Below are 23,033 nucleotides of genomic sequence, written 5' to 3'. Positions count from 1 at the left end.
CCTTGACCGGGCGATGACCGAAAGCGGATTGGCCGTTTAGGCGATCTCACGAGGGTAGACGTTGCGTCATGTCCACTTTGGACACATTTCTCCGACCAAAGGAGGGGATGACATGACTGGGCCGATCGCCCAGCAGGCGCCGAACACCGCCCAGAGCGGCAGGTCCGGCAGCGGACTCGTCGATGTCGTCGACCTGATCCTGGAAAAGGGTCTGGTCATCGACCTCTACGCCCGGGTGTCGCTGGTGGGGATCGAGATCCTCACGGTGGACGTCCGGATCGTCGTCGCCAGCGTCGACACCTACCTCCGGTTCGCCGAGGCGGTGAACCGCCTCGACATCGCCCACGACGGCACCTCGCAGGGGCTGCCCGAGTTCGTCGGGGGCCTGGAGGAGTCCGGCGCGAAGAAGAAGACGCGCGGTGCCCTCCAGGGCGCCTCGGACAAGCTGAAGGAGACCTTCGGCGGCGACTCCGACTCCGACTCCGAGAAGGAGTCCGAGCCCTCGCGGCGCCGCTCCTCCCGCAAGAAGGAGGACGACGACTCATGACGACCCCGCAGTACGTGTACGGGGTGACCCGCAAGGGGGCCGCGCTGCCCGACGGAGTGACCGGGCTCGACGACCGGCCGGTCGCGCTGGTGGCCGACGGCGAGTGCGCCGCGCTCGTCAGCGACCTGCCGGTCGGCCGCGCGCTCGGCGAGCGCCCCGACCTGGAGGCGCACCAGCGGGTCCTGGGAGCGATGGTCGACGCGGGCATCGTCGTCGTGCCGCTCCGGTTCGGGGCCGCGATGGAGGGGCGCGAGGCCGTCGAGCGGGAGCTGCTCGCCGCGAACTCCGACCGGTTCGCCCACATGCTGGACCGCCTGGAGGGCCGCGTCGAGCTGCGGCTGCGCGGCACCTACATCCAGGACGCGGTGCTCCGCGAGATCATGCAGGCCGAGCCCGAGATCGCCGAGCTGTCCAAGCGGCTGCGCGAGGTGCCCGCCGACGCGGCCGACGCGGTCTACTACGACCGGATCCGGCTCGGCGAGCTGATCGCGGGCGCGATGGAGCAGCGCCGCGAGACCGACGCCCAGCTGCTGCTGGAGGGCGCCGCCCCGGCGGCCGAGGCCGTGATCCCGAGGCCGCCCGCCCGCGAGGAGGACGTCGTGGACGCCTCCTTCCTGGTCCCCGTCGAGCGGCGCGCCGAGTTCGACGCGGCCGTCGAGGAGCTGAGCCGCGCGCACGCCGACCGCGTCCGGATCCGGGTGGTGGGGCCGCTGCCGCCCTACGACTTCGTCCCGGAGGCGTGAGCCATGGGGCTGTTCACCGGACTGCTGACCCTGCCGCTGGCGCCCGTGCGCGGCGTGACCTGGCTGGCCGAGACGCTGGTCACGCAGGCGGAGGAGCGGCTCTATGACCCGGGGCGCATCAACGCCGAACTACAGGGGCTCGCCGACCGGGTGGCGGACGGCGAGCTGACCGAGGAGGAGGCGGCCGCGGCGGAGGACGAGCTGTTCGAGCGGCTGATCGAGGGCCGCCGCCGCGCCGCGTCCCTCGGCGGAGCGGGGGGATAGCCCGTGCCGATGCCCGCGTCCAAGGCCGCCGAGTACGCGGTCGAGCACGTCACCGCCATGACCGGCCGCAGCGCCGAGTCCGTCGTCGGGATGGAGCGCGCGGACGGGGACGGCTGGCGGGTCACGGTCGAGGTCGTGGAGACCCGCCGCATCCCCGACTCCGCCGACATCCTGGCGGTCTACGAAACCGAGGTGGACGGGGACGGCGAGCTGGTCGCCTACCGCCGCGTCCGCCGCTATCCGCGCGGACGGGTCGAGAGGGAGTGAACGGGGTTTGAGTGAGATGTCCTGGACCGGTGCCCGGTCTCCCCTCGCCGGGGGGAGCCCGCCGGGCGGCGGCTCGGCCAACCTGGCCGACCTGCTGGAGCGCATCCTCGACAAGGGCATCGTGATCGTCGGCGACGTGCGGGTGAACCTGCTCGACATCGAGCTGCTGACGATCAAGCTGCGGCTGCTGGTCGCCTCGGTCGACCGCGCCAAGGAGATGGGCATCGACTGGTGGGAGCACGACCCGTCGCTGTCGTCCAAGGCCCGGCGGGACGGGGTCGAGGGCGGCCGCGACCGGGAGCTGGAGGAGGAGAACCGGCGGCTGCGCGAGCGGCTCGCCGCGCTGGAGGCAGGCGGGGCCGGTGACGGGGCCGAGTCGCGGAAGGAGAGCCGATCATGACCGAGGTCCGGACGGACGGCGGCACCGCCGTCTACCTGTACGGGGTGGCGCGCGACCTGGACCCGGCCGCGCTGCCCGGCACCGGGGTGGCGGGCGCGCCCGTGCGCGGCGTGCCCGCCGCCGGGCTGACCGCGCTGGTCAGCACCGTCCGGCTGGAGGAGTACGGGGAGGCGGCGCTGCGCGCGAACCTGGAGGACCTGGCCTGGCTGGAGGCGACCGCCCGCACCCACCACGCGGTGGTGGAGCGGGCCGCGCGCGCGGCGCCGACCGCCCCGGTCCGGATCGCGACGATCTACAGCGACGACGACCGCGTCGCCGAGGTCCTGACGTCCGAGGGCGGCCGGTTCGCCGAGATCCTGGACCGCGTCGCCGGGCGGACGGAATGGGGCGTCAAGGCGTACCCGGCCCCGGCCCCGGCCGTCCAGGACGCCCCGCCCGCCGAGCCGAGCTCGGGCACCGCCTACCTGCGCGGCCGCCAGCGCGAGCAGCGCCGCCGCGCCGACGCCGGACGCCGCTCCGCCGAACTGGCGGGCGAGCTGCACGCCGAACTCGCCGACGGCGCCGTGGCGTCCCGGCACCACCCGGCGCAGGACGCGCGGCTGTCCGGGCGCACCGACGTCCAGGTCCTCAACGCCGCCTACCTCCTGGAGGACGACCGGGTGGAGGAGTTCCTGGCGGCGGCGCAGCGGGCGCAGGACCGGCTGGCCGGCATCGAGCTGGAGGTCACGGGCCCGTGGCCGCCCTACTCCTTCATCGAAGGGGACCGGTGACCGCCGCCCTCGACACCGGCGGCGGCCGCCCGCTGGAGCGGATCGCGCTGGTCGACCTGCTCGACCGGCTGCTCGCCGGCGGCGTCGTCATCGCTGGCGACCTGGTCATCTCCGTCTCGGGCGTCGACCTGGTGCGGGTGTCGCTGCGCGCGCTGATCACCACCGTCATGGACGAGGCGTCCGGCGAGGAGGCACCGTGACCCGACCGACCGAGCCCGTCTGGAAGCTGCGCACCGACCCCGAGACCGTCGAGCGCGATCTCGTGAAGCTGGTGCTGACGCTGGTGGAGCTGATCCGGCAGCTGATGGAGCGGCAGGCGCTGCGCCGCGTCGACGGCGGCGACCTGTCCGACGAGCAGGTCGAGGAGCTGGGGCTGGCGCTGATGCGGCTGAACCACGCGATGACCACGCTCAAGGACCACTTCGGCCTGGACGACCACGACCTCAACCTCGACCTGGGTCCCCTCGGCCCGCTCCTCCCGCCCGACTAGCGCTAGCCCCAGAGGAGCTGGAGGAGGGCGAGCACCGGCGCGGGCGGGCGGAGGCCGCGGGTGCCCGGCCAGCCGAACGCCACGGCCAGCGCCGCCGCGAGGACGCCGCCGCGATGTCGCCCGCCGTCCACAGCTCCAGCGGGTGCCCGTGCGGCGGTACGTGCCCGCCATGGAGGACGGCGGCCCGGTACCCATGGGTGAACGCCTCGACGGCGCCGGTCACGGCGCGGCCGGGCAGCAGGGCGAGCGCCGCCGTCCCGGCGGTCAGCAGGACGCCGGGGGCGAGCATCGTCCAGGGCAGGTCGACCAGCCGGGGCGTCGTCTCCGGATCCTCGTGGGCCTTCGACGTGTGCCGCGCCGGACGTCCCGCGCCGCGGAAGACGCCCCCGGCCCAGACCAGGACGTAGGAGAGCGCGGTCACAGCGTCCTCCCGAGGAACCGCGCGTAGACCAGCACGCCCGCCCTCGCGGCACCGGCCGCTCCTCGAACCCCGACCTCCGGTGCAGGATCAGCACATCGCGCTCCGGGTCGACCTGCGCCACGTACGCCGTCGGCCACACCGACCGGCCGAGGGAGACCAGGCCGCGCCGCAGGTTGCCGCCCAGGACGGGCCGCGCGGCCACCCCCACTGCGGCCGCGGCGAGGCAGGCGGTGACCACCTCCGCCGGGATCACCGCCGAGACGATCGCCCGGCCGCCGGGTCAGCGTTCCGCGAGCATCTCGACGCGAAGTCCTTCGAGGGTGCTGCGCAGGAGGCGGGAGACGTGCATCTGGGAGAGGCCGATCTGCTCGGCTATCTGCGCCTGGGTCTTGTTGCCGAAGAACCGCAGGAGCAGGATCGTCCGCTCGCGTTCGGGGAGGTCGTCGACCAGGGGGCCGAGGGCCTGGGCGTCGATGAGGTCCTCCAGCGCGCCGTCGTCGGTCCCGAGGCGCTCGCCGATGGTGCCGTCCTCCTGGTGCGCGTCGTTCGGCGCCTCCAGGGACAGCGGGCGGTAGGCGTCGCAGGCGCCGATGGTCTCGACGGTCTCCTCCTCGGTGATGCCCATCCGAGCGGAGATCTCGGTGGTCGTGGGGGAGCGCCCGTGATCCTGGGTGAACTCCTGGACGGTGCGCTGGAGGATGGGGCGGAGCTCCTGGAGCCGCCGCGACACATGGACGCTCCATGTCTTGTCGCGGAAATGGCGCTTCACCTCCCCGAGCATCATCGGATAGGCGTAGGCGACGAAGCGGTCGCCGATCTCGGGGTCGAACCGGTTGATGGCCTTGATCAGCCCCACATAGGCGACCTGCTGGAGGTCGTCGAGCGGCTCACCTCGGTCGGCGTAGCGCCGCGCCACGCCCCGGACGAGTGAGGCGTGCAGGTCCACGACGCGGCCGCGGAGGCGTTCCCGGCGCGGATCGTCGCTCGCGAGCCGCTTCATCTCGGCCAGCATGTTCTCGGTCTGTCCATCGTCGTATCGCTGCGTGGCCTGCGTCCTTGTCATCCGGGGGGCCTTTCCGCTCGGCATGAGCGAGCTTCCGCTCACTTCTTCGGCTACCCACGGAATGGCCCTTCATACGACCCGCCTTCAGGAGAGACGCGTTCCACCCGCTCAGAGCGTGTGCGTCACCGGTCGGGAGTTCGGCCATGTATTGCGGAGGGGCCGCCTTTCCGATTGTGCTTCCCTGATCACTGATCGTGATAATCGCCTGGTCGGACGGATGGCCGCCGCCTGGAGATCTCTGTGCCCTGGACATAGGGACCATGGTCCGTTTAAGGTAAACGGACCATGGTCCGAGTGAAGGGGTGTTCATGATGCGCGTGCGCCATCTCCTGGTCGCCGCGGCGGTCGGCGGCCTGCTGCTCGCCGCGTCCGAAGCGTCCGCCCAGCCGTCCCCCCGAGTGGAGCCGGCCGCCGACAAGCCGGTCTACGTTCCGCTCCACGGCGGACGGTGGCTGCCCTGCGAAGGTCTCGCCGGGTGCACGTACAAGCCGCTGCGGGGCGACCCGCGGACCGGCCCGTCGGAGAGCGTCTTCCGGCTGAAGGCGGGCACCGGCTTCGACCGCCACTGGCACACGAGCCCCGAGCACGTCCTCGGCGTCTCGGGCAGGCTCGTCTGGAACGTCGAGGGCGGGCCGCGCGCCCGCATCGGCCAGGGCGACTTCCTCTACTACCCGTCCAAGGCGGTTCACTGGGGCGAATGCCTGAAGGGCGCCGACTGCGTCTACAAGGTCTACGACGACCTGCCCTACGACTTCCACGCGGACCGGTAAGGGGGCCTCCGGCGCGGGCCCGGCCGCCGGGGGTGAGTAGGTTCTGTTCGGTGGCCATGTCGGGAAGGGAGGGCCGCGATGGGCGCCTACGCCGTCGTCGGGGCCGGGCTCACCGGCGCCGCGACCGCCTGGCAGCTGGCCCGGCGCGGCCACGAGGTCACCGTGCTGGAGCGCTCCACCCCGGCCAACGCCGAGGGCAGCTCGCACGGGTCCGCGCGGATCCTCCGGTACGGCTACGCCGACCCCTTCTACGTCCGGCTGGTCGCCGACGCGCGGGCCGAGTGGGACGAGCTGGAGCGCCGCTCCGGCGAGCGCCTCATCGACCCGACCGGCTCCCTCGACTTCGGTGCCGCCCGCGACCCGGCGGCCCTGGCCGCCGTGTTCGAGCGGGTCGGCGTCGACCACGAGCTGCTCACCGCCGCCGAGGCCGCCGCGCGCTGGCCGGGCTTCGCCTTCGAGGGCGGTTCCGGCGTGCTGTGGCACCCGGCGGCCGGGGTGATCGACGCGGAGTCCGCGGTGGCGGCCATGCTGCGGCTGGCGCGGGCGGACGGCGCCCGGGTCGAGACCGGCCGGCCGGTGACCTCGATCGAGCGGGCGGGCGCCGGTTACCGGCTGCTGGGCCCGGACGGGCAGGCCGAGGAGGCCGAGAGGGTCGTCATCGCCATCGGCGGCTGGCTGCCCGACCTCCTCGGCGACCTTCCCCTGCCCGCGCCGTTCCTGGCCGCTCTCCCTCCGCTCCAGGTGATGCAGGAGAACGCTTACCACTTTCCCTGCCGCGAAGCCGGGGAAAGGGTATGGCCGACATTCATACATAAGGAGTCGGCCATTCTGGTCTACGGCCTTCCAGGCGGACGCGACGCCGCCCTCGCCGGCGGCCGGTCCGGCATAAAAGTGGCCGAGTTCAACGGCGGGCGGCCGATCCGGAGCGCCGCCGCCCAGAACGGCGGGATCGACCCGGCCAACCGCGCGCGGCTCGTCGAACACGTCCGGCGGACGCTGCCCGGCCTCGTCCCCGAGCCCTACGCCGAGACGACCTGCCTTTTCACCAACACCCCCACGGAAGACTTCGTGATCGACGGCGTCGAGGGAATCACCGTGGCCTCGCCCTGCTCCGGGCACGGCGCCAAGTTCGCTCCGCTCCTCGGCCGAATCATCGCCGATTCGGCATCGGGCGAACGCGCCGCCCCAGAACGTTTCCGCGTGACCGTGTAGCGCGGAATGGCGCGGCCCCCCTTCAATGGCTGTGCCATGATGACCCGGTGGACGACAAGAGGATCGTGCCTCCCCTTGAGGGCGATGAACGCAGCGTTCTGGCCGCCTTCCTTCAATACCACCGCGAGACCCTGGCCATGAAATGCGCGGGGCTGACCCCCGAACAGCTCAAGCGCAGGTCGGTGCCGCCGTCGAGCATGTCGCTGCTCGGGCTGGTCCGGCACATGGCCGAGGTCGAGCGGATCTGGTTCCGGATCAGGCTGTCCGGCGAGGACATCCCCCTCCGGTGGAAGCGGCGGCCCGGCGACGACATCGACTTCGAGGTCGACGCGGCCGATCCCGAGGAGGCCTTCGCGGCCTGGAACGAGGAGTGCGCGCGGTCCCGCGACATCGTGGCGGCGGCCGAATCCCTCGACGTCACCGGCCGTGACGGCGACTGGAGCTTCTCGCTCCGCTGGATCCTCGCCCACCTGATCGAGGAGTACGCGCGGCACAACGGCCACGCCGACCTGCTCCGCGAGAGCATCGACGGAAGCACCGGAGAATAGTCTCCCGCGTTCGCGGAGCCGCCCGGAGGCACCGGACGGCGGTGCGGTCAGCCCGCCTTGCCGCGGGCGATGTAGACGTTCATGCCGGTGAAGTCGAGCGTGACGTTGTAGGGCTTGTAGAAGCTGTGGGAGAAGTGCGCCAGCACATCGAATCCCTCCCCCTGGGGCGGGTCCTCGTCCGCGCTCGCGAAGGCACCGCCGGCGGCGCCCGCGAAGGCGAATCCGCCGGCGCCGCCGCCCTTGTCCGCGTAGCAGTAGACGTGCTTGGCGGTGGCGTCGCCGAGGCGGATCTCGTGCGGGTAGCAGGGGTAGCTGATGACCGGCTGGCCTCCGGCGTAGGCCTCCACCGGCCGGTCGTAGTCGGTGCGGACCCGCAGCCGCTGCGCCGTCTCGACGGCCATTCCCGCGGCGGTCTCGCCGGTGCCGCCGACGTCCATCGCCACCACCCGCGTCCCGGAGTCGGCGACGCTGCCCCTGCTGTGCAGCAGGTGCTCGCGGGCCAACCACATCGGCAGCGGGTCGGCACCCGCGCGCCCGGCGTCGGCGCGCGCCTTCCTGGCCGCCTCGGGGGTCCGGCGGCGCAGGATCAGCGACCGGCCCGCGTAGTCGACCGTGGTCAGGAAGTGGTACAGGATCCAGGTGCCGATGATGCCGTCCGCGGCCGCGGAGGAGGCCTCCTCATCACCCGTCCACTGGACGGGGACGTTGCGCAGTTCGATCCCGCCCAGCCTGAACGACTCCAGCACGCCGAAGTAGTGCCAGATCTCGCGGCCCGCGTACTCGATCTTCTGGCTGGCGACGGCTTCGAGCCCGGCCTCCTTGGCCGTCTTCGCCGAAAGGCCCAGCCACGGGACGCGGCTGTAGAACGTGAAGCGCTTCTGCGGCCCGCCGTTGACCGAGGCGGGCAGTATCGGGAACGGGTCCAACTCGGTCCAGGCCGCGCGGCCGACGTCGCCGTGGACCTGGTACGCCTCGCCGCGGATCGCCCCGAACCACTTGGCGTAGACGTCCTCGCCGGCCGCCTGCCAGCGCGGCACGGAAAGGGCGAACTTGTCCTGCCGGATATAGCAGTCGCCCAAGAGGCGGTTGGTCTCCTTGTCGGCGGGCGCGAGTCCGAGCGCCATCGTGAGGTACTTCTCCGCGTCGGGGAACTTGTTGCCCAGTAGCCCGACATAGCCGCGCCGGCGTGCGGCGTGCACGTTCTTGGGATCCTTCTTCAGGATCTCCTCGTAGGCGCGGCCCGCCCGCTCGAACTCCCCGGCCTTGAACAACGCGTCCGCGTCGCCGTCCTCGGCTCGCGCCGCGGCCGTCCTGCCCAGCAGCGGCGCGGTCGCGGCGGCGCCGGTCACCAGGGCGGCGCCCCGCAGCAGCGACCGCCGACCCCATTCGCGGGCGTTGGCCATATCCCTCTCCTCTTCACGGTCACCTCTCGGAGCCGGGGCGTCATGCCCTCGGCGCGGACCGCCGTGGTCCGCGCCTCTACTGAAGAGGAGAGGCCGTCGCGGTGGCGTATGCGCTTTTCGATACGCCCGCGATACGCGCGGCTAACGCGCTCCGCTCAGCGCGGACGTCTGCGGCGCGTTGGGAAGCCGGACGGTCACGATGAGGCCCCCGGCGGGGCGCGGCGTGATGTCGAGCGCCCCGTCATGGGCGCGGACGATGCTGTGCACGATGGCCAGCCCGAGCCCGACGCCCGCGTGCTCGTCGGTGCGGATGCGCCGCGTCCCGCGCTGGAAGGGCTCGGTCAGGGTCGGCACCAGGTCCGGCGGGACCGGTCGGCCGGTGTTCTCGACCCGCAGCACGCTCACGTCGGGCTGCGACTCGGTGTGGACGCTCACGACGCCGCCCGTGGGGAGGTTGTGGACGATGGCGTTCTGGACGAGGTTGGTGACCACCCGCAGGATGAGCTCCTCCGAGCCGACGGTCTGCGCCCTCTCGCCCGTGACCTCAAGGGTGATCCGGCGCTGTTCGGCGAACGGGAGCAGCGTCTCGGCGGCCTCTTCGGCGACGAGCGAGAGGTCGACGGGCTCGCGGGTGAAGCTCCTGCGGTCGCTGCGGCTGAGCAGCAGCAGCGCCTCGATGAGGTCGATCGCCCGGGTGTTGACGGTATGGAGGCGTTCGAGGAGTTCGCCCTGGTCCCGGGTGGGGTCGCTGCGCGCCACGTCCAGCAGCGTCTGCGAGATCGCCAGCGGGGTCCGCAGTTCGTGGGAGGCGTTCGCGGCGAACCGCTGCTGCTCGTCGAGGTGGGATTCGAGCTGCCGGAGCATGGTGTCGAACACGTCGGCGAGTTCGCGGAACTCGTCCCTGGGGCCGCGCATGCGGATCCGGTGCGAGAGCGATCCCTCCGCGGCCAGCCGCGCCGCGTCCGTGATCTGGGTGAGCGGCGAGAGCATCCTCCCCGCGAGGAGCCATCCGCCGAGAAGGCCGAACAGCAGGAGGAAGGCCATCGCCTGGGACGCGCGGGGGAGGAAGGCGCGCTGGAGGTCGGAGCGGTTGGGGACCCACGGCGGCTGCGGTCCCCAGTGCCCCTGCCCCGGCCCGGGGCTGAGGTTGCCGTCGGGCACGTAGCGCAGCAGGAACACCCAGACGACGGCCAGCAGCAGGGCGCCGGCGACCATGAGGAACCCGGCGTAGCTGAGGGTGAGCTTCAGCCGGACGCTGAGCCCCGCACGCCTGCTCGCGAATGCCGGCGGTGTGGACGGCATCACGGCGACCACAGGCCGCCAGGGGCGGCCCCGGCCCGGCAGGGCGCGTCCTCCACGATCAGCAGACACATACCGGGGAGCCTAATGACCACCACATATCGCTGGCATATGCGACCCCGGAGACACGCCGGAGGGGCGCCGTCCTCGGGAATCGGGGACGGCGGGACATATGACTTTCGGCCGCCCGGCGCCTGCGGTGGTGGACGGGACGGTCAAGGCCGACGTCAGCTCGGTCCCGTCGCGGTCGGCCGTGGAGACCCGCGCGGCCGCCGCCGTCCTCGCCCACAAGGCCGGGCTCACCGGCCGGGGAGCCGGTGCGGCGGACGGGGGGCGCGCAGCAGGGTCGCGGCGGCGCCGGCGGCGCCGACGAGGATCGTGGCGGCCACGTCCCGAGCGCTCCGGCGGCGCAGCGCCAGAAAGCCCGTCACCACCAGCAGCGACCCCAGGACGAGCAGGAGCCCGTCTCCCGCCGGGTCCACCGCCGAGCCCGCGAACGAGGGCGCGCCGGCCGCCGAGGCCCGCCGGTCACCTTCACCGGCTCGCCGCCGCTCCGACCATTCGGTACTGATATTCCCATTTCATGTCGGTGACAGTGGAAAGAAGGGCGGTGTGAACACCCGAGCCGAATGGCGGATTCGCACCCCCGACTTTCGTCGGGGTTGAGTTTCGCGCCCGTCAGAAAACGCGGGCGGGGATCACGGCACGTACCTGAGCCGGCGCAGGCGCGCGAGGTGGTCGACGATGCTCTCGTGGGAGTCGACGCAGCCGGCGAAGCCCGCCCGGCGGATCTTGATCGTGCTCTGGACCATGTCGTACCCGGCGTTCCACACCCCGTCCGCGAAGGGCCAGGAGACGATCTGGTCGTACGGGACGGGCCGCAGGTGATGGCGTTCGACGAGCCCGTCCCAGGCGGCCCGCTTGTCGGCCATCTGGTCGCTCAGGCTCATCGGCTGGGGCGGAGCGGTGGGCATCTCGAAGACGTCCGCGATGTCCGTCCACAGATGCTGCCAGCGGAACAGGTCGCCGTTGGTGACGTTGAAGATCTCGCCCGCGGCGCCCTCGCCGGTCAGCGCCCACTCGGCGGCCGCCGCGAGCAGATCGGCGTCGGTGGCCTGGTGCAGCGCCGTCCACGCGCCCGCGGAGCCGGGGAACCGCAGCGGCACCCCCGCGTCCTTGGACAGCGCCGCGAACACCGCGATGCCGTTCAGCAGGTTCATCGGCGAGCCGGTGTTGAACCCGATGACGGCGTCGGGGCGCAGCACCGTCCAGGCGAAGCCGTCGGCGCGGGCCCGGTCGGCGAGCAGGTCTTCCTGGTCGTTGTAGAAGATCGGGCCGAGGAACCGGGGATCGGACTCCTTCGCCGGCGTCTTGTAGGGCCCGAGGTGCTCCCCGTAGGACTTCCCGCCGCCGATCAGCACGACGCGCTGGAGCGGCGCGCGGGCCGCCCGCAGGGCGTCCAGGGTGTTGGCCAGCATGGCCACGTTCGGGCCGACCGTCTCCGCCATGGTCGGACGCTCGACATAGGCGGCGAAGACCAGGTGGGTGACGTGCGCGAGGTCGCCGAACGCCGCCTGGGCGGCGGCCGCGTCGAGCAGGTCGACGCTGATGTGCCGCCCCCCTTCCTCGGCGCGGCGCCGGGACGCCGTCGTCACCTGCCATTCGCCATCGCCGCCCAGCCGGTCGGCGATGGCCGACCCGACGACTCCGTGGGGGCCGACGAGCAGAACGGCGCTCATGCCGTCACCCGCTCACATCCGAGGCCCCCGGTGGCCGACTTGCCGAAGATGGTCATGCCCTGTGTTCCCTTCACGAGCGAAGCGGGACGCACCGTCCCGGCCTCCAACTCTGGAAGGGCCTCCAGGTCCGCCGCCACACCCGGCTGATCCGACCACCGCGCTCCCTACCACCGGCAGGGTCAGGCAGACGCTTCCACCGCGTGGGCACAATGGAGGGCATGAACGGAACGGACGCGTCGGCCGTCGGTGCCCTCGGCGACTTCCTCCGCGGCCGCCGGGCCCGGCTCAGCCCCGAGGACGCGGGAATCGTGTCCTACGGCGCCCGCCGCGTCCCCGGGCTGCGCCGGGAGGAACTCGCCCAGCTCGCCGGTATCAGCCCCACCTACTACACCCGTCTTGAGCAGGGGCAGAGCACCAACGCCTCCGAAACGGTCATCGACGCGATCGCCCGCGCCCTGGACCTCGACGATGCCGAGCGCACCCACCTGCACGACCTGGCGAAACCGGCGCGGCACAGCGGGCGGCGCCCCGCGCGGCCGGACGCAGCCCGCCCGAGCACGGTGCGCCTGATCAACGCGATGGCCGACGTCCCGGCGGTCGTCCTGGGCCGCCGCACCGAGGTCCTGGCCTGGAACCCCCTCGCGCACGCGCTGCTGGCCGGGCACTACGACCCGGCGTCCCCGGAGCGCCCGGCCGACCGCCCCAACCTGACCCGGATGCTGTTCCTGGACCCCCACACCCGCGACCTGTACGCCCGCTGGGACGAGGAGGCCGCCCGCGACGTCGCGTCCCTCCGCCTGTTCGCGGGCCGCTACCGCGACGACCGGGAACTGGCCGACCTGGTCGGGGAACTGACCCTCAAAAGCGACACGTTCGCCGCCCTGTGGGCCAAGCATCCGGTCTACAAATGCCAATCCGGGCGCAAGCACTTCCGGCACCCCGAGGTCGGCGAGTTCGAGCTGGAATTCGAGGTCCTGCACCTGCCCGACGACTCGGGGCACCGGATCCTGACCTACACCGCGCTTCCCGGAACCCCGTCCGAGCTGTCCCTGCGCCTCCTTGGAAGCGCGAGCATCACGAGCGCCGCCACGACGTAGAGCACCGCGGAGATGACGAGGACGGTGCCGAGCGCGTCGGCGTAGTCGTCCGGCCCCGGCGCACCGGCCGCCGGTTCCGTGACGGCGCTGAAGAAGACCGTGCCGAGGACCGCGACGCCGATGGCGCCCCCGATCTGGTTGACGGTGGACAGCACGCCGCCCGCGGCTCCGGCGTCGCGTCCCGGGACCCCGGCGAGGACGACGTTCACGAGGATGGGGGCGGCGAGCCCGAGGCCGAGGCCGCCGAGGAGAAGGGCGAGGGCGAGGGGCGGGTAGCCGGGGTCCTCGCCGTCCCGGACGACCGTCCACAGGACGAGCTGGGAGGCCGCGATGGTGAGCGAGCCGCTGATCAGCAGCGCCCGGCCGGCCCTGGCCGCGAGCGCGACACCGAGCCCCGAGGTGACGATCGAGCCGAGCGCGTAGGGCAGGATCACCAGGCCGGTCTCCCACGCGGTCCGGTGCGTGCCGTTCTGGAGGTAGACCGACAGGGTGAGGAAGAAGGACCCGATCCCGCCGAAGAAGAGCACGGACGCGCCCAGGCCGACCGTGAAGGCGCGGACGCGCAGCAGGGCCGGATCGAAGACGGGCTCGCCGGTGAGGCGGCGCTCGTGGCCGAGGAAGACCGCCATCAGGACGGCTCCGGCGGCGAGGAGGGCGTAGCTGCCCCACGTCCATCCCCAGGTCTGCGTCTGGATGATCGGCAGCAGCAGGAGCAGGATGCCCGAGGCCGCGAGCAGCGCGCCCGGCACGTCCAGCCGCGCGGTCGAGGGGGAGCGCGACTCCGGCAGGGCCCTCGCGCCGACGACGAGCGCCAGGACCGAGACGGGCACGTTGATCCAGAAGATCGCGCGCCACCCCAGGCCGAACACGTCGGCGTCGACGAGCAGCCCGCCCAGCAGCGGGCCGGCGACCGACGCGAGCCCCTGGACGGCCCCGTACGCGCCGAACGCCTTGGCGCGCTCGCCCGGAGCGAACGACGCCCGGATGATCCCGAACACCTGCGGCACCATGATCCCCGCGGTCAGCCCCTGGGCGGCGCGCGTGCCGATGAGCATCTCCGGCCCGGTGGCCAGCGCGCAGAGCGCGGAGGTGAGCATGAAGCCGGCCAGCCCGATCATGAACAGGCGCCTGCGGCCGTACCGGTCACCGAGCCGTCCGCAGGTGATCAGGCCCGCGCCCAGGGCGAGGACGTAGGCGGCGATCGTCCACTGGACCTGGGCGTCGCCCGCCCCGAGGTCCCGGGCCATCGCCGGGGCCGCGACCGTGACGATCGTCGCGTCGAGAAGGTCCATGAAGGAACCGAAGAGCACCACCAGGAGCGCCGCGCCGGTGGCGGCGGGCGCGCGTGTGCCCTGTTCAGGGCTCGTTGAAGCGGTCATGCCGGTCACCATCGCCGATATGGTTGCCACCGGATGACCGCTTTGGGGGGACCGATGGCCGCCACCTCCGCGCGGGCGATCAAGCTGCTGTCGATCTTCGGGACCGGCGCGACCCTGACCGCCGGACGGCTCGCGTCCAGGCTCGGCACGTCCGTGCGGACGGTGCGCCGCGACATCGACACGCTCAGGGAGCTCGGCTACGAGATCGAGGCCGTGCGCGGAGCGGGCGGCGGCTACCGGCTCGGCCGCGGCACCCGGCTGCCGCCGGTCGTCTTCGACGAGGACCAGGCGGTCGCGGCGGCGGTCGCGCTCCAGACCGTCCCCGCGCTCCTGTCCGGCATCCGCGAGAACTCGGCCCGCGCCCTCGCCACCCTGCGCCAGGCGATGCCCGCCCGCAGCCGGACCCACGCCGAGGCGTTCACCGTCTCCGCCGCGCGCAACTACTGGGAGTTCCCCGCCGAGCCCATCGACGGCGAGATCATCGGCATCCTCGGCGGCGCGATCAACCAGCGTCACCTCGTGCGCGTCGACCACATCGGCGAGGGGGCGACGCTGCTGCTGGAACCGCACGACCTCGTCGTGTGGGCGGCACGCTGGTACCTCGTCGCGTTCGAACCGGCCACCGACCGATGGCGCGCGACGCGCGTCGACCGCCTCCGACCGCGCATGCCCACCGGAAGGCCCTTCGCCCGCCGCGACGTCCCCCACGGCGACCCGGTCGCCTTCGTCATGAGCACGCACGACCGGGGCGACACCCCGGCGGACTGGCCCTGCCGAGGCTCGGCGCTCATCGCCCTGCCCGCCGCGGTCGTCGCCCGGTTCGCCCCCGGCGGCTCGACGGTCGAACACGACACCGACACCACCTGCCGCCTCACCCTCGGCGCCTGGTCATGGGCGGGGCTGGCGGGCCTGCTCCTGACCTTCGACGCCGACCTCACCGCCATAGAACCGGCGGAACTCAGACAGGCCCTACGCTCCCTGCACACCCGCATCGCCAACGCCCTCAACGATGAATCCTCCGATTCCCCGCACTAGAGGGGTTCGGGGAAGTGGTGGTGGGCTATCACCTCGAAGGACTCGATCGACTTCTCGACGGAGAACAGCAGTTGCAGGGAGCCGTCCTGTTCCCACAGCGCCTCGGTGTTCGCGAAGCCGCCGGGGTCGGCGAGGACCTCCAGGCCGGCGCGGGTGCCGAGGGGGGTCGCCCCGCTGGTGTACAGGACGATCCTGCCGGGGTCGTCCCGGTCCCGGTGGCGGGAGATCACCCCGAAGTCGAGCACCGGGGCGTCGCCCGAGAAGACCGGCGCGTAGCGCAGGGGACGCCGGCGGTCGCGAATGTAGGCCCTTCTTGTTCGCTCGTCTTTCGCCACGGTCCATCGGGTCTTCGTCTGCTTGCGGTGCAGATCCTTCACAAGGGGGTTGGTGTGCGGCGTGCCGACCAGTATCGCGTTGCCGGCGTGGAAGAGGCGGGAGGCGTCCGGGTCGTGGGCGAAGACCTCTCGCAGCGGGGTGCCGGGCCCCGGCCAGCGTTCGAGGAAGGACTGCCGGAGGGCGTCCCGGCCGGCGTTGAGCAGCACCTCGGACAGCGCGCCGCCACCGCTGACCGACGGGTACAGCAGGGACACCTGCGCGTCCCTGGCGACCGGCAGCCAGAGCCGGTGGAACGGCGACTCCGACAGCGTCATCGCGGCGCGGAGATTGCGCGCCGCCCCCGCCTGGAGGTCGAGCTCGAAGGCCTCGGCCCGGGGGAGCCGGGCGGGTGAGCCCAGCGAGCGCTCCCAGTCGGCCAGGTCGCCCCTGGTTATCGTGCGCTGCTGGGACTCGTGGGCCGCGAGCGCGCGCCTCTTGGCGTCGCCCCTGTCCTGCGCCACCGCCACGAAGATCCGCGGCCTGAACCTGCTCGGTTCGCCCGACACATGCACCGAGTAGTGCATGAACACGCACCCCCTGAAGGCGGCGTGCGCGATCCTGTGCGCCTCGACGTGGTCGTTGTGGCTGTCGGCGGCGGTGTGGACGACGACGATGTCCGGCCTCCTTCCGGACATCGTGTCGCGAACCCGCTGCACCGTGGCGGCGTCGGTCCGGAGGCGTCCATCGGGGAGCCCGGCGAAGTGGACCAGCCCCTGCGGGACGCCGAGGACGGCGGCCGCCCGCACCGCCTCGCGGCGCCTGGTCTCCGCGGTCGGCGGATCGTCGGTGAGGATCAGGAAGCCGACCTCGTGCCCAGCCCGCACCGCCTTGGCCACCAGGGCGCCGGCGCCTATCTCGATGTCGTCCGGGTGGGCTCCGACGACCAGGAGGCGCAGCGGCGCCCCGCCGCGCGCGTGTGACCTCATCAACATCACCCCCTCAGGACGTCAGTACCTGTCGTGGTGGCGCACCCAGTTGAGGGAGCCCTCGCCTTCCTGCCGTCCGAGCGGGGTGAGGTCCAGGTAGTTGTAGGTGCTCGGCGGGAAGGGGACGTCGCCTTCCCCCGCATAGGCCGAGTAGGTGTGAAGGATGTCGGTGCCGTTCCGGAGGAAGACGCTCACCCCGGGCATCTCCCGGGTCTGGAGTTCCGCGCCCGCCTCGGCTCCATTCTGGGCGGGCGCGCCGTACTCCGTGGGCGCCGGTTCCCGGTCGATCGTGAAACGGAAGTCGTGGTTGAAATCGCTGCTGTGAGAGGAGAACCACGGCAGCGACCAGCCCATGCGCTCCTTGAACCGCTGAATCTTCGGAAACGGCGCCCGGGAGACCACGGCCAGCGAGGTGCCCGCGGCACGCAGGTGGGCGAGATGGCCGATGCCGTCGATCTGGAACGAGCAGTGCGGGCAGCCCTCGTCCCAGTCCGGGGCGAACATGAAGTGGTACACGACGAGCTGGCGGCGACCGTCGAACAGATCCCCGAGGGTGGCGGGCCCGGAAGGGCCTTCAAGGCGATACTCCTTGCCGATCCGGACCGCCGGAAGCCTCCGGCGCCGGGCGCTGACCGCTTCGCGCGCCTTGGCCAGCCGGATCTCCTCCGCCATGAGTTCACCGCGGGCCGCGAGCCACTCCTCGCGCGAGACGATTCTCATGCCGGGACGTCCGGGTTCGGCGCGCTCGCGGAATCGGCCGCCGCGGCCGCCCTGCGCGCATAGAGCTCGTACAGGTTCTTCCTCGGGCTGGCCGGGAAGTGCTCGTCCCACAGCTTGTCCGGGCCGATCTGCTGGATGAGGCGCGCGTCGGTGATGTCGGCTCCCATGGGCGAATCGAGCCTCGGCCCGAGTATGTGGTTCCATTTCTTGGGCAGGACCAGCCACTTCCCGTACAGGGCGTAGTTGAGCGCGTCCTGATCGGGGAAGCGCGTCCGCGCGGCGTGCCGCCGGGCGTACTCGAAGGAGTGCGACTCGATGTCGTGGTTCCGCCAGCCCGGCAGGTCGATCAGGAGTACGCCCGAATCGAAGTACGGGGCGTCCGGCCGCAGGTTCCCGTATTCGGCGAGTCCGGGAAGCCCGCCCATGTCGCTGAGGCATGACACGTAGGCGTCCTGTCCGGCGGCGGCGATGTCGCCCCGGAGGTCCACTTCGAACACCTCGCGCAGCGAGCCGAGGCAGAGAATGTCCACGTCCAGGTAGAGCGCCCGCTCGATCCGCTCGGGAAGCAGGCGCGGCAGCAGGATGCGCATGTGCGCGGCGGTGCTGACGTATGAGAATTCCTGCACGGTGGAGATCGGCAGGTCGTCGACCTTCTGTTCCGGCTCGATGAAGTGGAGGCGGCCCCGGGCGCCGACCTGCGACGCGAGACGGCGCCTCAGTTCGGCGGTCACATCCGGGGTCACCAGCAGCCAGAAGTCGATCTCACCGGCGGCATGGTGCTCCAGGACGGATTCGATGACGGCGGGGACGTAGGGCGCGTAGGCCCCGTCATAGGCGAAGGCGATGTCCAAGGTTCTTCCCCTGTTCGAAGTGAGAACGAGTTGCTCAGGTGAGGACGGCGTAGGCGCGTACCGGAAAGCTCCCCATGCCGGCCACCGGCGCGGGCGCGGCATGCAGCCGGAAACCGCGCGGCGGCAGTTCGTGCAGCCCGCACAGGTGCTCCAGGATCGGAATGCCGGCGGCGAGGAGCCGGGTGTGCGCGGGCCGCGTCATGTCGCCCATGTCGTCGATGTTCACGGAGTCGATGCCCACCACCGCCGGGTTCCGCTCCACCAGCCACGCCACGGCGTCCGCCGCGAGGAACGGATGCTCGGCCGCGCCGTATCCGTCGGTCCTCCAGTGCCGGTCCCACCCCGTCCGGACCAGCACCGCGCGATCCGCCACCTCCAGACCGGCGAACGCGTCGGCGCCGATACCCGGGCCGCCGGCGCCGGTCGTGTCCACCACCACGCCGTCCACGTCGGCCAGGCGGGCGAGATCGAAACGCGCCAGATCGCTTCCTCCCGGATACCGGTGGAACGGCGTGTCCACGTAGGTGCCGGTGTTGGCCACCATCGTGATCGTTCCGATCTGGAACTCGGTACCGGGCGGGTAGCGCTCCCGGGACTCCCGCCTGGACATATGGTCGCTGATCGACGGCCCCGGGAGGCCGGGATAGGTGGCCATTCCGTCTTCGATCGGATGGCTGAGGTCGATGACGCGGCGCTTCGCTTCGCGGGGCATGACTGGGATCCTTCTATTCGAGGACGCGTTCGGAGTCCGGATGAGGCAGGATCCCGTCGTACTCGGGCTTCTGCTTCCAGGCCGCGTCCGGGGGCCGGTATCCGGGTCGCGGGCAGTGCGCCGACGGTTCGCCGGTCGCGGGGTCGTGGAGATAGCGCGGGCAGTTCTCGAAGACCTGCCGGACGGACACCCGGACGACGGCTTCCGCGCCGACATGGCGTCCGGTGACGTGATGGTCCGTCGAGACCTCGCTCTCGCCGTTGACCCGCAGTTTCGCCGGTACCCGGGGAAGCAGGAACAGCAGGCTGACACGTCCGGTGACGGCATTGCCGAGCGTCCTGAACATCCCGTTCCCGTCGTAGCTGGGAATCTCCAGAGTCCGATTGTCGAGTACATTCACGAAACCGGGTACGCCGCCTTTGTACGAGCATTCCGGCTGCCCGTCGGGGGAGACCGTTGCCAGGTAAACGGCGTCGGCCCCCCTGATCCAGTCCATGTGGACGGGTTCCAGGCGCTCCAGCACATAGCGCCTCGACAGATGGGCTGCAAGGTTCTCGGTTCCGAACCGCCGCTGGAGCCGGCGGCTGTCCTCGGAATAGAAGTCGTCGGGATCCATATATCTCCCCAGCGGGTCGCGGGTTTTCGCGGCGGGGCGTCAGGCCACGGCCTTCATCCGGCTCCAGACGCGGGCGTAGTACGCGTTCGCCACCCGCTCGCGCGTCAGCACGCCCATGCTCACCTCGCGCAGCGCGGCGGGAGAGCGGCGGACGAGCGGCACGAGCACGTGGTCCAGCCACTCCGCGCCATGGTCCTCGTCCACGTGCACGTGGATGCGCTGGTACTCGATGACGCCCGGCGGGACCTCCAAACGCGTGCAGGCGTCGACCATCGCCTGGAACCGGGGCGGGGCGCTGTGCTCCATCAGACCCATCGCGCCCAAGGCCCGGGGAACCAGATGCCTGTGCACCGCGTACATGAGGGTCAGCGAGGCGTTCTCATATACTTCCGCGCATTCCAGTTCGCGGGTGTCGACGTCGCCGTTCGCCAGTTGCTCCCGCATGTAACGCGCGGACTGGTCGAACAGCCGGGTGTGCATCCGCTCAAGGTCTCCTTCACCCATCTCGTCCCAGTAGTTCTCGGCCATGACGAGCTTGGAGGCACCCGACGATCCCAGCTGCACCAGCGCGACGAGATCGTCGAACCTGCCGTCCACCAGTTCCTCGGCGAGGAAGAAGAGCGCTATCTCCCGGAGGGACGCCTCCTCCCTTATATAGCGGCAGAACGCGGTCTGCACATGGTCGGAGCTGAGAGCGCGGAACCATTGCCGGAACGCCTCCGGGTCGGACGGCAGCCGGTCCTCGGCGACCTGCGCGTCTTCCCAGCGGAGCCAGTCGCTCTCGATGCGTCCGATGCCGGGGCCGGCGTCGAGCCGGGGAATGCGCTCGAAGGATTCGGGGCCGCTCAGGTACGCGGCATAGTGGCCGTGCAGCCTGGTCATCAAGGCAAGGCGCGTCTCCATGTCGGGTGCGGAGCCGTCGCCCGGGAACGCCTTCGCGAACATGGCGTCCGACAGCGCGGGCCCGGTATCCGTTCTGATCATTTCGACCTCCTCTGGCGTCGGAGTCCTCCGGTGTTCCGCACCGGCCTAGGCGGAGTCGGCGAGCTCCGGGGAGCCGCCGCGGGACAGCGTGTGGATCTCGGCCTCGATCCGCGCGACGATCGAACGCGCCTCGGCCCGGGTCGGCGCGGCGGCGATCACCGCGATCATCGGCTCGTCCCAGTGGAGCCCCCGGACGCTCGTCGGATAGGCGCGCACGCCGTCCGCCCAGAGCCGTTGGAACACCGGCCGGATGTGCTGTTCGTAAGTGGTCCCGGCCGGGATGCCCATCGTGAAATGCGCGGAGAGGGTGAGTTGCCGCTCGGCCTTCCACATCCGCAGGAGCCCGCCGGCGTGCAGGGAGCCGCTGCGCCGGGCGTTGATCTCGGTGACGTACAGCCGGTCGTCGGTGCCCGCCACGCAGTCGATGCACATCCAGCCCCGGTACCCGAGGCCGTGCGCGGTCGCGCCGACGGTGTGCGCGGCGCGGGTCAGCCGCTCGCCCCAGGCGGGCGGCAGGGCCCCGTCACCGACGTCCACGCTCCGGAACAGGTAGCCGTGCTCGACGGTGAGCGCGCACAGCACCACGTCCTCCACTCCGGACTCGCCGATCAGGATGTCGGCCGCGGGGCAGCCGACATCCGGGGCGTGCTCGACGAACCGCTGCACGAGGATGGGGAACGCGAAGAAGGAGTCGCGGGTCGCGTTGTGGAGGAACGCGTCGACGCCGCCGGGCTCGCCTCCGACGACGCCCGAGCCGTCGCCCGCCACCCCGTACGCGGTGCGCGCGATCACCCGGCCGTGCCGGGCGAGCATCGCGGTGAGGGCGCCGCGCAGCTCCGTCCAGTTGCTGACGAGCATCCCGGGCGCCACCTGGACGGACGGTGTCTGCCGGGCGATGTCCAGCACGCTGACCTTGGAGTCGAGGTAGAGGCTGACCCAGTAGTCCTTTTCCGGGACGCAGTCCAGCTCGACCTCGTGTCCCCAGCCGCGCACGAGAGCGGCGAGTTGGTAGATCTCCTCGGTCGGGCCGACGAGCTGCATCCGCACCACGTCGTGTGTCGCCAGCCGGCCGCGCAGCTCGGCCTGGGCGGCGCCGTCGCGGAGGAGGTCCTCGACCAGCAGCCCGCTCCGCATCGCGGGCGCCACGTACGGCGGAGCGGCGATGCCCAGCGCGGCGTGGACGTCACGGAACCAGCGGTCGTCGACGCCCCGCGGCAGCAGGACCACCCTCGGCTCGTCGGTCCAGAAGACCGCGTGCTCGCACTCATAGGTCCCGCTGAACCGGACCACGCCGGCCCGCTCGTCCCCGATGAGGTTGAGATCGGGGTCGCGCAGGAAGTACTCGGCGCTGTTCGGAATGATCAATTGGATGGCCCCGGTCACCTCGGCATCCCTTCGGTCGCGGTGGGAACCAGCGGTCGGAGCGCGCGTACATCCGGGTCGGCGAGAAATGGCGGGCGGGGGTTCGCCACCCCGCCGGAGGTGTTCGCGACGCTGTTGTAGACGAGAATCAGCACGGTCCGCCTGAACGGCGACAGGTTGGGAGCCGACGCGTGCAGCAGGTTGGGGTGGAAGAGCAGCACCGAGCCCGCCGGCCCCTTGGGACTGACGAGCCCGTTGGTCCGCGCGAGATCATCGATCACGGACGTGTCGACGTTGAATTTCTCCTCGGCGGTGAGCGTGGAGACCCAGGCGGGCGCGTCCTCATAACCCGCCGGCATCCCGTCCGCGAGGTTCCCCGACAATACGCCGCGCCGATGCGAGCCGGGAATGAACGTGAGTGGCCCGTTGAACTCGGTGACCTCGTCGAGGAAGATCGAGGCGTTGACCAGGTCAGGTTTTGGAATGCCGTCGTTCTGCAACCAGTAGACGAAGTCCTGGTGCCACTCCCATTGGTCGCCCGAGAACGGCGCCTTGAAATTGATCTTCGATTGGTGGACGTACACCCCGCCGCCGACCAGCTGCTCGACCGCCCCGAGGAGCAGGGGGTGCCGGGTGATCGCGTGCACCTGCGGGTAGGTGCGGTGCAGCCCGTAGACGGACCGTACGGTGGCGTTGTCCCGTTCGAGGACCCGGCTCGGGTCGTCGCTTCTCAGAATTTCCGGCATCAAGGCGATGGCGTCCTGGAGGACGCCGCTGGAAAGGAAGTCCGGCGGCAGCAGCAGGAAGCCGTCCCGTTGGTACCGCTCGAACAGGAGCGAGGTGAGCGGGCGGATGTGCATCGTGCTCATCTTCTCTGGCATTCACGCCTCTGGTGGTGTCGGTTGAGTCGGCCCCGATGAGTGCCTTCGTTCGACACTGGCAATCCTGCCGTGTGCGCACAATGACCGCTTCTCTCGAATTGCGTATCGGGCCAGCGTGCACGGCCTGTGATTACTCCTGGTAGTGCGCCGTAAACCGCT

Annotated in this window: 28 protein-coding genes; 13 read left to right on the top strand and 15 right to left on the bottom strand. The window is 71.5% G+C overall.

Annotated features, from left to right (window positions below; all coding sequences use genetic code 11):
• The first annotated feature begins 112 nt into the window (after positions 1-112).
• From gvpJ to KLI87_RS14395, 8 genes are read left to right on the top strand one after another with little or no spacing between them, the layout of a single operon-like run.
• The gene (gvpJ, locus tag KLI87_RS14430; RefSeq protein ID WP_156215921.1) at positions 113-547 is read left to right on the top strand and encodes a gas vesicle protein GvpJ; all 435 of its coding nucleotides are present in this window, start codon (positions 113-115) and stop codon (positions 545-547) included.
• Complete coding sequence (locus tag KLI87_RS14425; protein WP_214617306.1) at positions 544-1,290, top strand: GvpL/GvpF family gas vesicle protein; 747 nt, start codon at positions 544-546, stop codon at positions 1,288-1,290. Before gvpJ ends, KLI87_RS14425 begins: the two co-directional genes overlap by 4 nt.
• A gap of 3 nt (positions 1,291-1,293) precedes the next feature.
• A complete protein-coding gene (locus tag KLI87_RS14420; RefSeq protein WP_156215923.1) occupies positions 1,294-1,554 on the top strand; it encodes a gas vesicle protein GvpG in 261 nt (86 codons plus the stop codon).
• Between the two features lie 9 nt (positions 1,555-1,563).
• Positions 1,564-1,821: a gas vesicle protein GvpO gene (gvpO, locus tag KLI87_RS14415; RefSeq protein ID WP_156215924.1), complete on the top strand. Its 258-nt coding sequence runs from the start codon at positions 1,564-1,566 to the stop codon at positions 1,819-1,821.
• A gap of 16 nt (positions 1,822-1,837) precedes the next feature.
• The gene (locus KLI87_RS14410; RefSeq protein ID WP_156215925.1) at positions 1,838-2,221 is read left to right on the top strand and encodes a gas vesicle protein; all 384 of its coding nucleotides are present in this window, start codon (positions 1,838-1,840) and stop codon (positions 2,219-2,221) included.
• The gene (locus KLI87_RS14405; protein ID WP_214617305.1) at positions 2,218-2,991 is read left to right on the top strand and encodes a GvpL/GvpF family gas vesicle protein; all 774 of its coding nucleotides are present in this window, start codon (positions 2,218-2,220) and stop codon (positions 2,989-2,991) included. Before KLI87_RS14410 ends, KLI87_RS14405 begins: the two co-directional genes overlap by 4 nt.
• Positions 2,988-3,191, top strand: coding sequence for a gas vesicle protein (locus tag KLI87_RS14400; protein WP_242884689.1), 204 nt, complete (start codon positions 2,988-2,990; stop codon positions 3,189-3,191). The genes KLI87_RS14405 and KLI87_RS14400 overlap by 4 nt, the downstream gene beginning before the upstream one ends.
• Positions 3,188-3,481, top strand: a complete 294-nt coding sequence (locus tag KLI87_RS14395; RefSeq protein ID WP_214617301.1) for a gas vesicle protein K — start codon at positions 3,188-3,190, stop codon at positions 3,479-3,481. The genes KLI87_RS14400 and KLI87_RS14395 overlap by 4 nt, the downstream gene beginning before the upstream one ends.
• On the opposite strand, the gene KLI87_RS14390 is transcribed toward KLI87_RS14395, so the two are convergent.
• Both KLI87_RS14390 and KLI87_RS14385 read right to left on the bottom strand, forming a co-directional pair.
• Positions 3,435-3,902: a hypothetical protein gene (locus KLI87_RS14390; protein WP_214617300.1), complete on the bottom strand. Its 468-nt coding sequence runs from the start codon at positions 3,900-3,902 to the stop codon at positions 3,435-3,437. The two genes, KLI87_RS14395 and KLI87_RS14390, sit on opposite strands and share 47 nt — an antisense overlap.
• Positions 3,903-4,182: 280 nt before the next feature.
• Positions 4,183-4,965: a SigB/SigF/SigG family RNA polymerase sigma factor gene (locus KLI87_RS14385; protein ID WP_173390709.1), complete on the bottom strand. Its 783-nt coding sequence runs from the start codon at positions 4,963-4,965 to the stop codon at positions 4,183-4,185.
• A 308-nt stretch (positions 4,966-5,273) separates the two neighbouring features.
• Between KLI87_RS14385 and KLI87_RS14380 the strand changes: the two genes are divergently transcribed.
• The 3 genes from KLI87_RS14380 (at position 5,274) to KLI87_RS14370 (ending at position 7,495) form a co-directional block, all read left to right on the top strand.
• Positions 5,274-5,735: a cupin domain-containing protein gene (locus KLI87_RS14380; protein WP_214617298.1), complete on the top strand. Its 462-nt coding sequence runs from the start codon at positions 5,274-5,276 to the stop codon at positions 5,733-5,735.
• A 78-nt stretch (positions 5,736-5,813) separates the two neighbouring features.
• Positions 5,814-6,947: an FAD-dependent oxidoreductase gene (locus KLI87_RS14375; protein WP_214617296.1), complete on the top strand. Its 1,134-nt coding sequence runs from the start codon at positions 5,814-5,816 to the stop codon at positions 6,945-6,947.
• A 47-nt stretch (positions 6,948-6,994) separates the two neighbouring features.
• Positions 6,995-7,495 carry a DinB family protein gene (locus tag KLI87_RS14370; protein ID WP_214617294.1) on the top strand — a complete coding sequence of 167 codons (501 nt, stop codon included), beginning with the start codon at positions 6,995-6,997 and terminating at the stop codon, positions 7,493-7,495.
• 47 nt (positions 7,496-7,542) lie between these two features.
• On the opposite strand, the gene KLI87_RS14365 is transcribed toward KLI87_RS14370, so the two are convergent.
• The 4 genes from KLI87_RS14365 to KLI87_RS14350 all read right to left on the bottom strand — a co-directional run bounded on the left by KLI87_RS14365 (position 7,543) and on the right by KLI87_RS14350 (position 11,936).
• Positions 7,543-8,898, bottom strand: coding sequence for a tetratricopeptide repeat protein (locus KLI87_RS14365; RefSeq protein ID WP_214617292.1), 1,356 nt, complete (start codon positions 8,896-8,898; stop codon positions 7,543-7,545).
• A gap of 141 nt (positions 8,899-9,039) precedes the next feature.
• Entirely contained in the window at positions 9,040-10,200 is a 1,161-nt protein-coding gene (locus KLI87_RS14360; protein ID WP_156215932.1) for a HAMP domain-containing sensor histidine kinase, read from the bottom strand.
• A gap of 296 nt (positions 10,201-10,496) precedes the next feature.
• Positions 10,497-10,679, bottom strand: a complete 183-nt coding sequence (locus KLI87_RS14355; protein WP_214617290.1) for a hypothetical protein — start codon at positions 10,677-10,679, stop codon at positions 10,497-10,499.
• A gap of 216 nt (positions 10,680-10,895) precedes the next feature.
• Positions 10,896-11,936, bottom strand: a complete 1,041-nt coding sequence (locus KLI87_RS14350) for an SDR family oxidoreductase (protein WP_214617288.1) — start codon at positions 11,934-11,936, stop codon at positions 10,896-10,898.
• Between the two features lie 218 nt (positions 11,937-12,154).
• On the opposite strand from KLI87_RS14350, the gene KLI87_RS14345 reads away from it, so the two are divergent.
• On the top strand, positions 12,155-13,033 hold the full coding sequence (locus tag KLI87_RS14345) for a helix-turn-helix transcriptional regulator (RefSeq protein ID WP_156215934.1): 879 nt from the start codon (positions 12,155-12,157) through the stop codon (positions 13,031-13,033).
• Here the strand turns inward: KLI87_RS14345 and KLI87_RS14340 are convergent.
• Positions 12,949-14,412 (bottom strand): MFS transporter, encoded by a 1,464-nt coding sequence (locus KLI87_RS14340; protein WP_250903764.1) that lies wholly within the window; start codon positions 14,410-14,412, stop codon positions 12,949-12,951. The two genes, KLI87_RS14345 and KLI87_RS14340, sit on opposite strands and share 85 nt — an antisense overlap.
• Before the next feature lie 33 nt (positions 14,413-14,445).
• On the opposite strand from KLI87_RS14340, the gene KLI87_RS14335 reads away from it, so the two are divergent.
• Entirely contained in the window at positions 14,446-15,447 is a 1,002-nt protein-coding gene (locus KLI87_RS14335) for a YafY family protein (protein ID WP_214617285.1), read from the top strand.
• On the opposite strand, the gene KLI87_RS14330 is transcribed toward KLI87_RS14335, so the two are convergent.
• From KLI87_RS14330 to KLI87_RS14295, 8 genes are read right to left on the bottom strand one after another with little or no spacing between them, the layout of a single operon-like run.
• On the bottom strand, positions 15,444-16,748 hold the full coding sequence (locus tag KLI87_RS14330; protein WP_214617283.1) for a PIG-L deacetylase family protein: 1,305 nt from the start codon (positions 16,746-16,748) through the stop codon (positions 15,444-15,446). The genes KLI87_RS14335 and KLI87_RS14330 overlap by 4 nt on opposite strands.
• Positions 16,749-16,769: 21 nt before the next feature.
• Positions 16,770-17,468, bottom strand: a complete 699-nt coding sequence (locus tag KLI87_RS14325) for a DUF899 domain-containing protein (RefSeq protein WP_214617281.1) — start codon at positions 17,466-17,468, stop codon at positions 16,770-16,772.
• Entirely contained in the window at positions 17,465-18,319 is an 855-nt protein-coding gene (locus KLI87_RS14320; RefSeq protein WP_214617279.1) for a glycosyltransferase family 8 protein, read from the bottom strand. Before KLI87_RS14320 ends, KLI87_RS14325 begins: the two co-directional genes overlap by 4 nt.
• 34 nt (positions 18,320-18,353) lie before the next feature.
• Complete coding sequence (locus KLI87_RS14315; RefSeq protein ID WP_214617278.1) at positions 18,354-19,031, bottom strand: cyclase family protein; 678 nt, start codon at positions 19,029-19,031, stop codon at positions 18,354-18,356.
• 13 nt (positions 19,032-19,044) lie between these two features.
• A complete protein-coding gene (locus KLI87_RS14310) occupies positions 19,045-19,647 on the bottom strand; it encodes a pyridoxamine 5'-phosphate oxidase family protein (protein WP_214617276.1) in 603 nt (200 codons plus the stop codon).
• A gap of 39 nt (positions 19,648-19,686) precedes the next feature.
• A complete protein-coding gene (locus KLI87_RS14305) occupies positions 19,687-20,631 on the bottom strand; it encodes an iron-containing redox enzyme family protein (RefSeq protein ID WP_214617275.1) in 945 nt (314 codons plus the stop codon).
• Between the two features lie 45 nt (positions 20,632-20,676).
• Positions 20,677-22,014, bottom strand: a complete 1,338-nt coding sequence (locus KLI87_RS14300) for a hypothetical protein (protein ID WP_214617273.1) — start codon at positions 22,012-22,014, stop codon at positions 20,677-20,679.
• Positions 22,011-22,862, bottom strand: coding sequence for a phytanoyl-CoA dioxygenase family protein (locus KLI87_RS14295; RefSeq protein ID WP_214617271.1), 852 nt, complete (start codon positions 22,860-22,862; stop codon positions 22,011-22,013). The genes KLI87_RS14300 and KLI87_RS14295 overlap by 4 nt, the downstream gene beginning before the upstream one ends.
• Positions 22,863-23,033: the final 171 nt, after the last annotated feature.

This window comes from Actinomadura sp. NEAU-AAG7 (assembly GCF_018603865.1).
Taxonomy (GTDB): domain Bacteria; phylum Actinomycetota; class Actinomycetes; order Streptosporangiales; family Streptosporangiaceae; genus Spirillospora; species Spirillospora litoris.
This window is presented reverse-complemented; position numbering and strand designations above follow the sequence as displayed.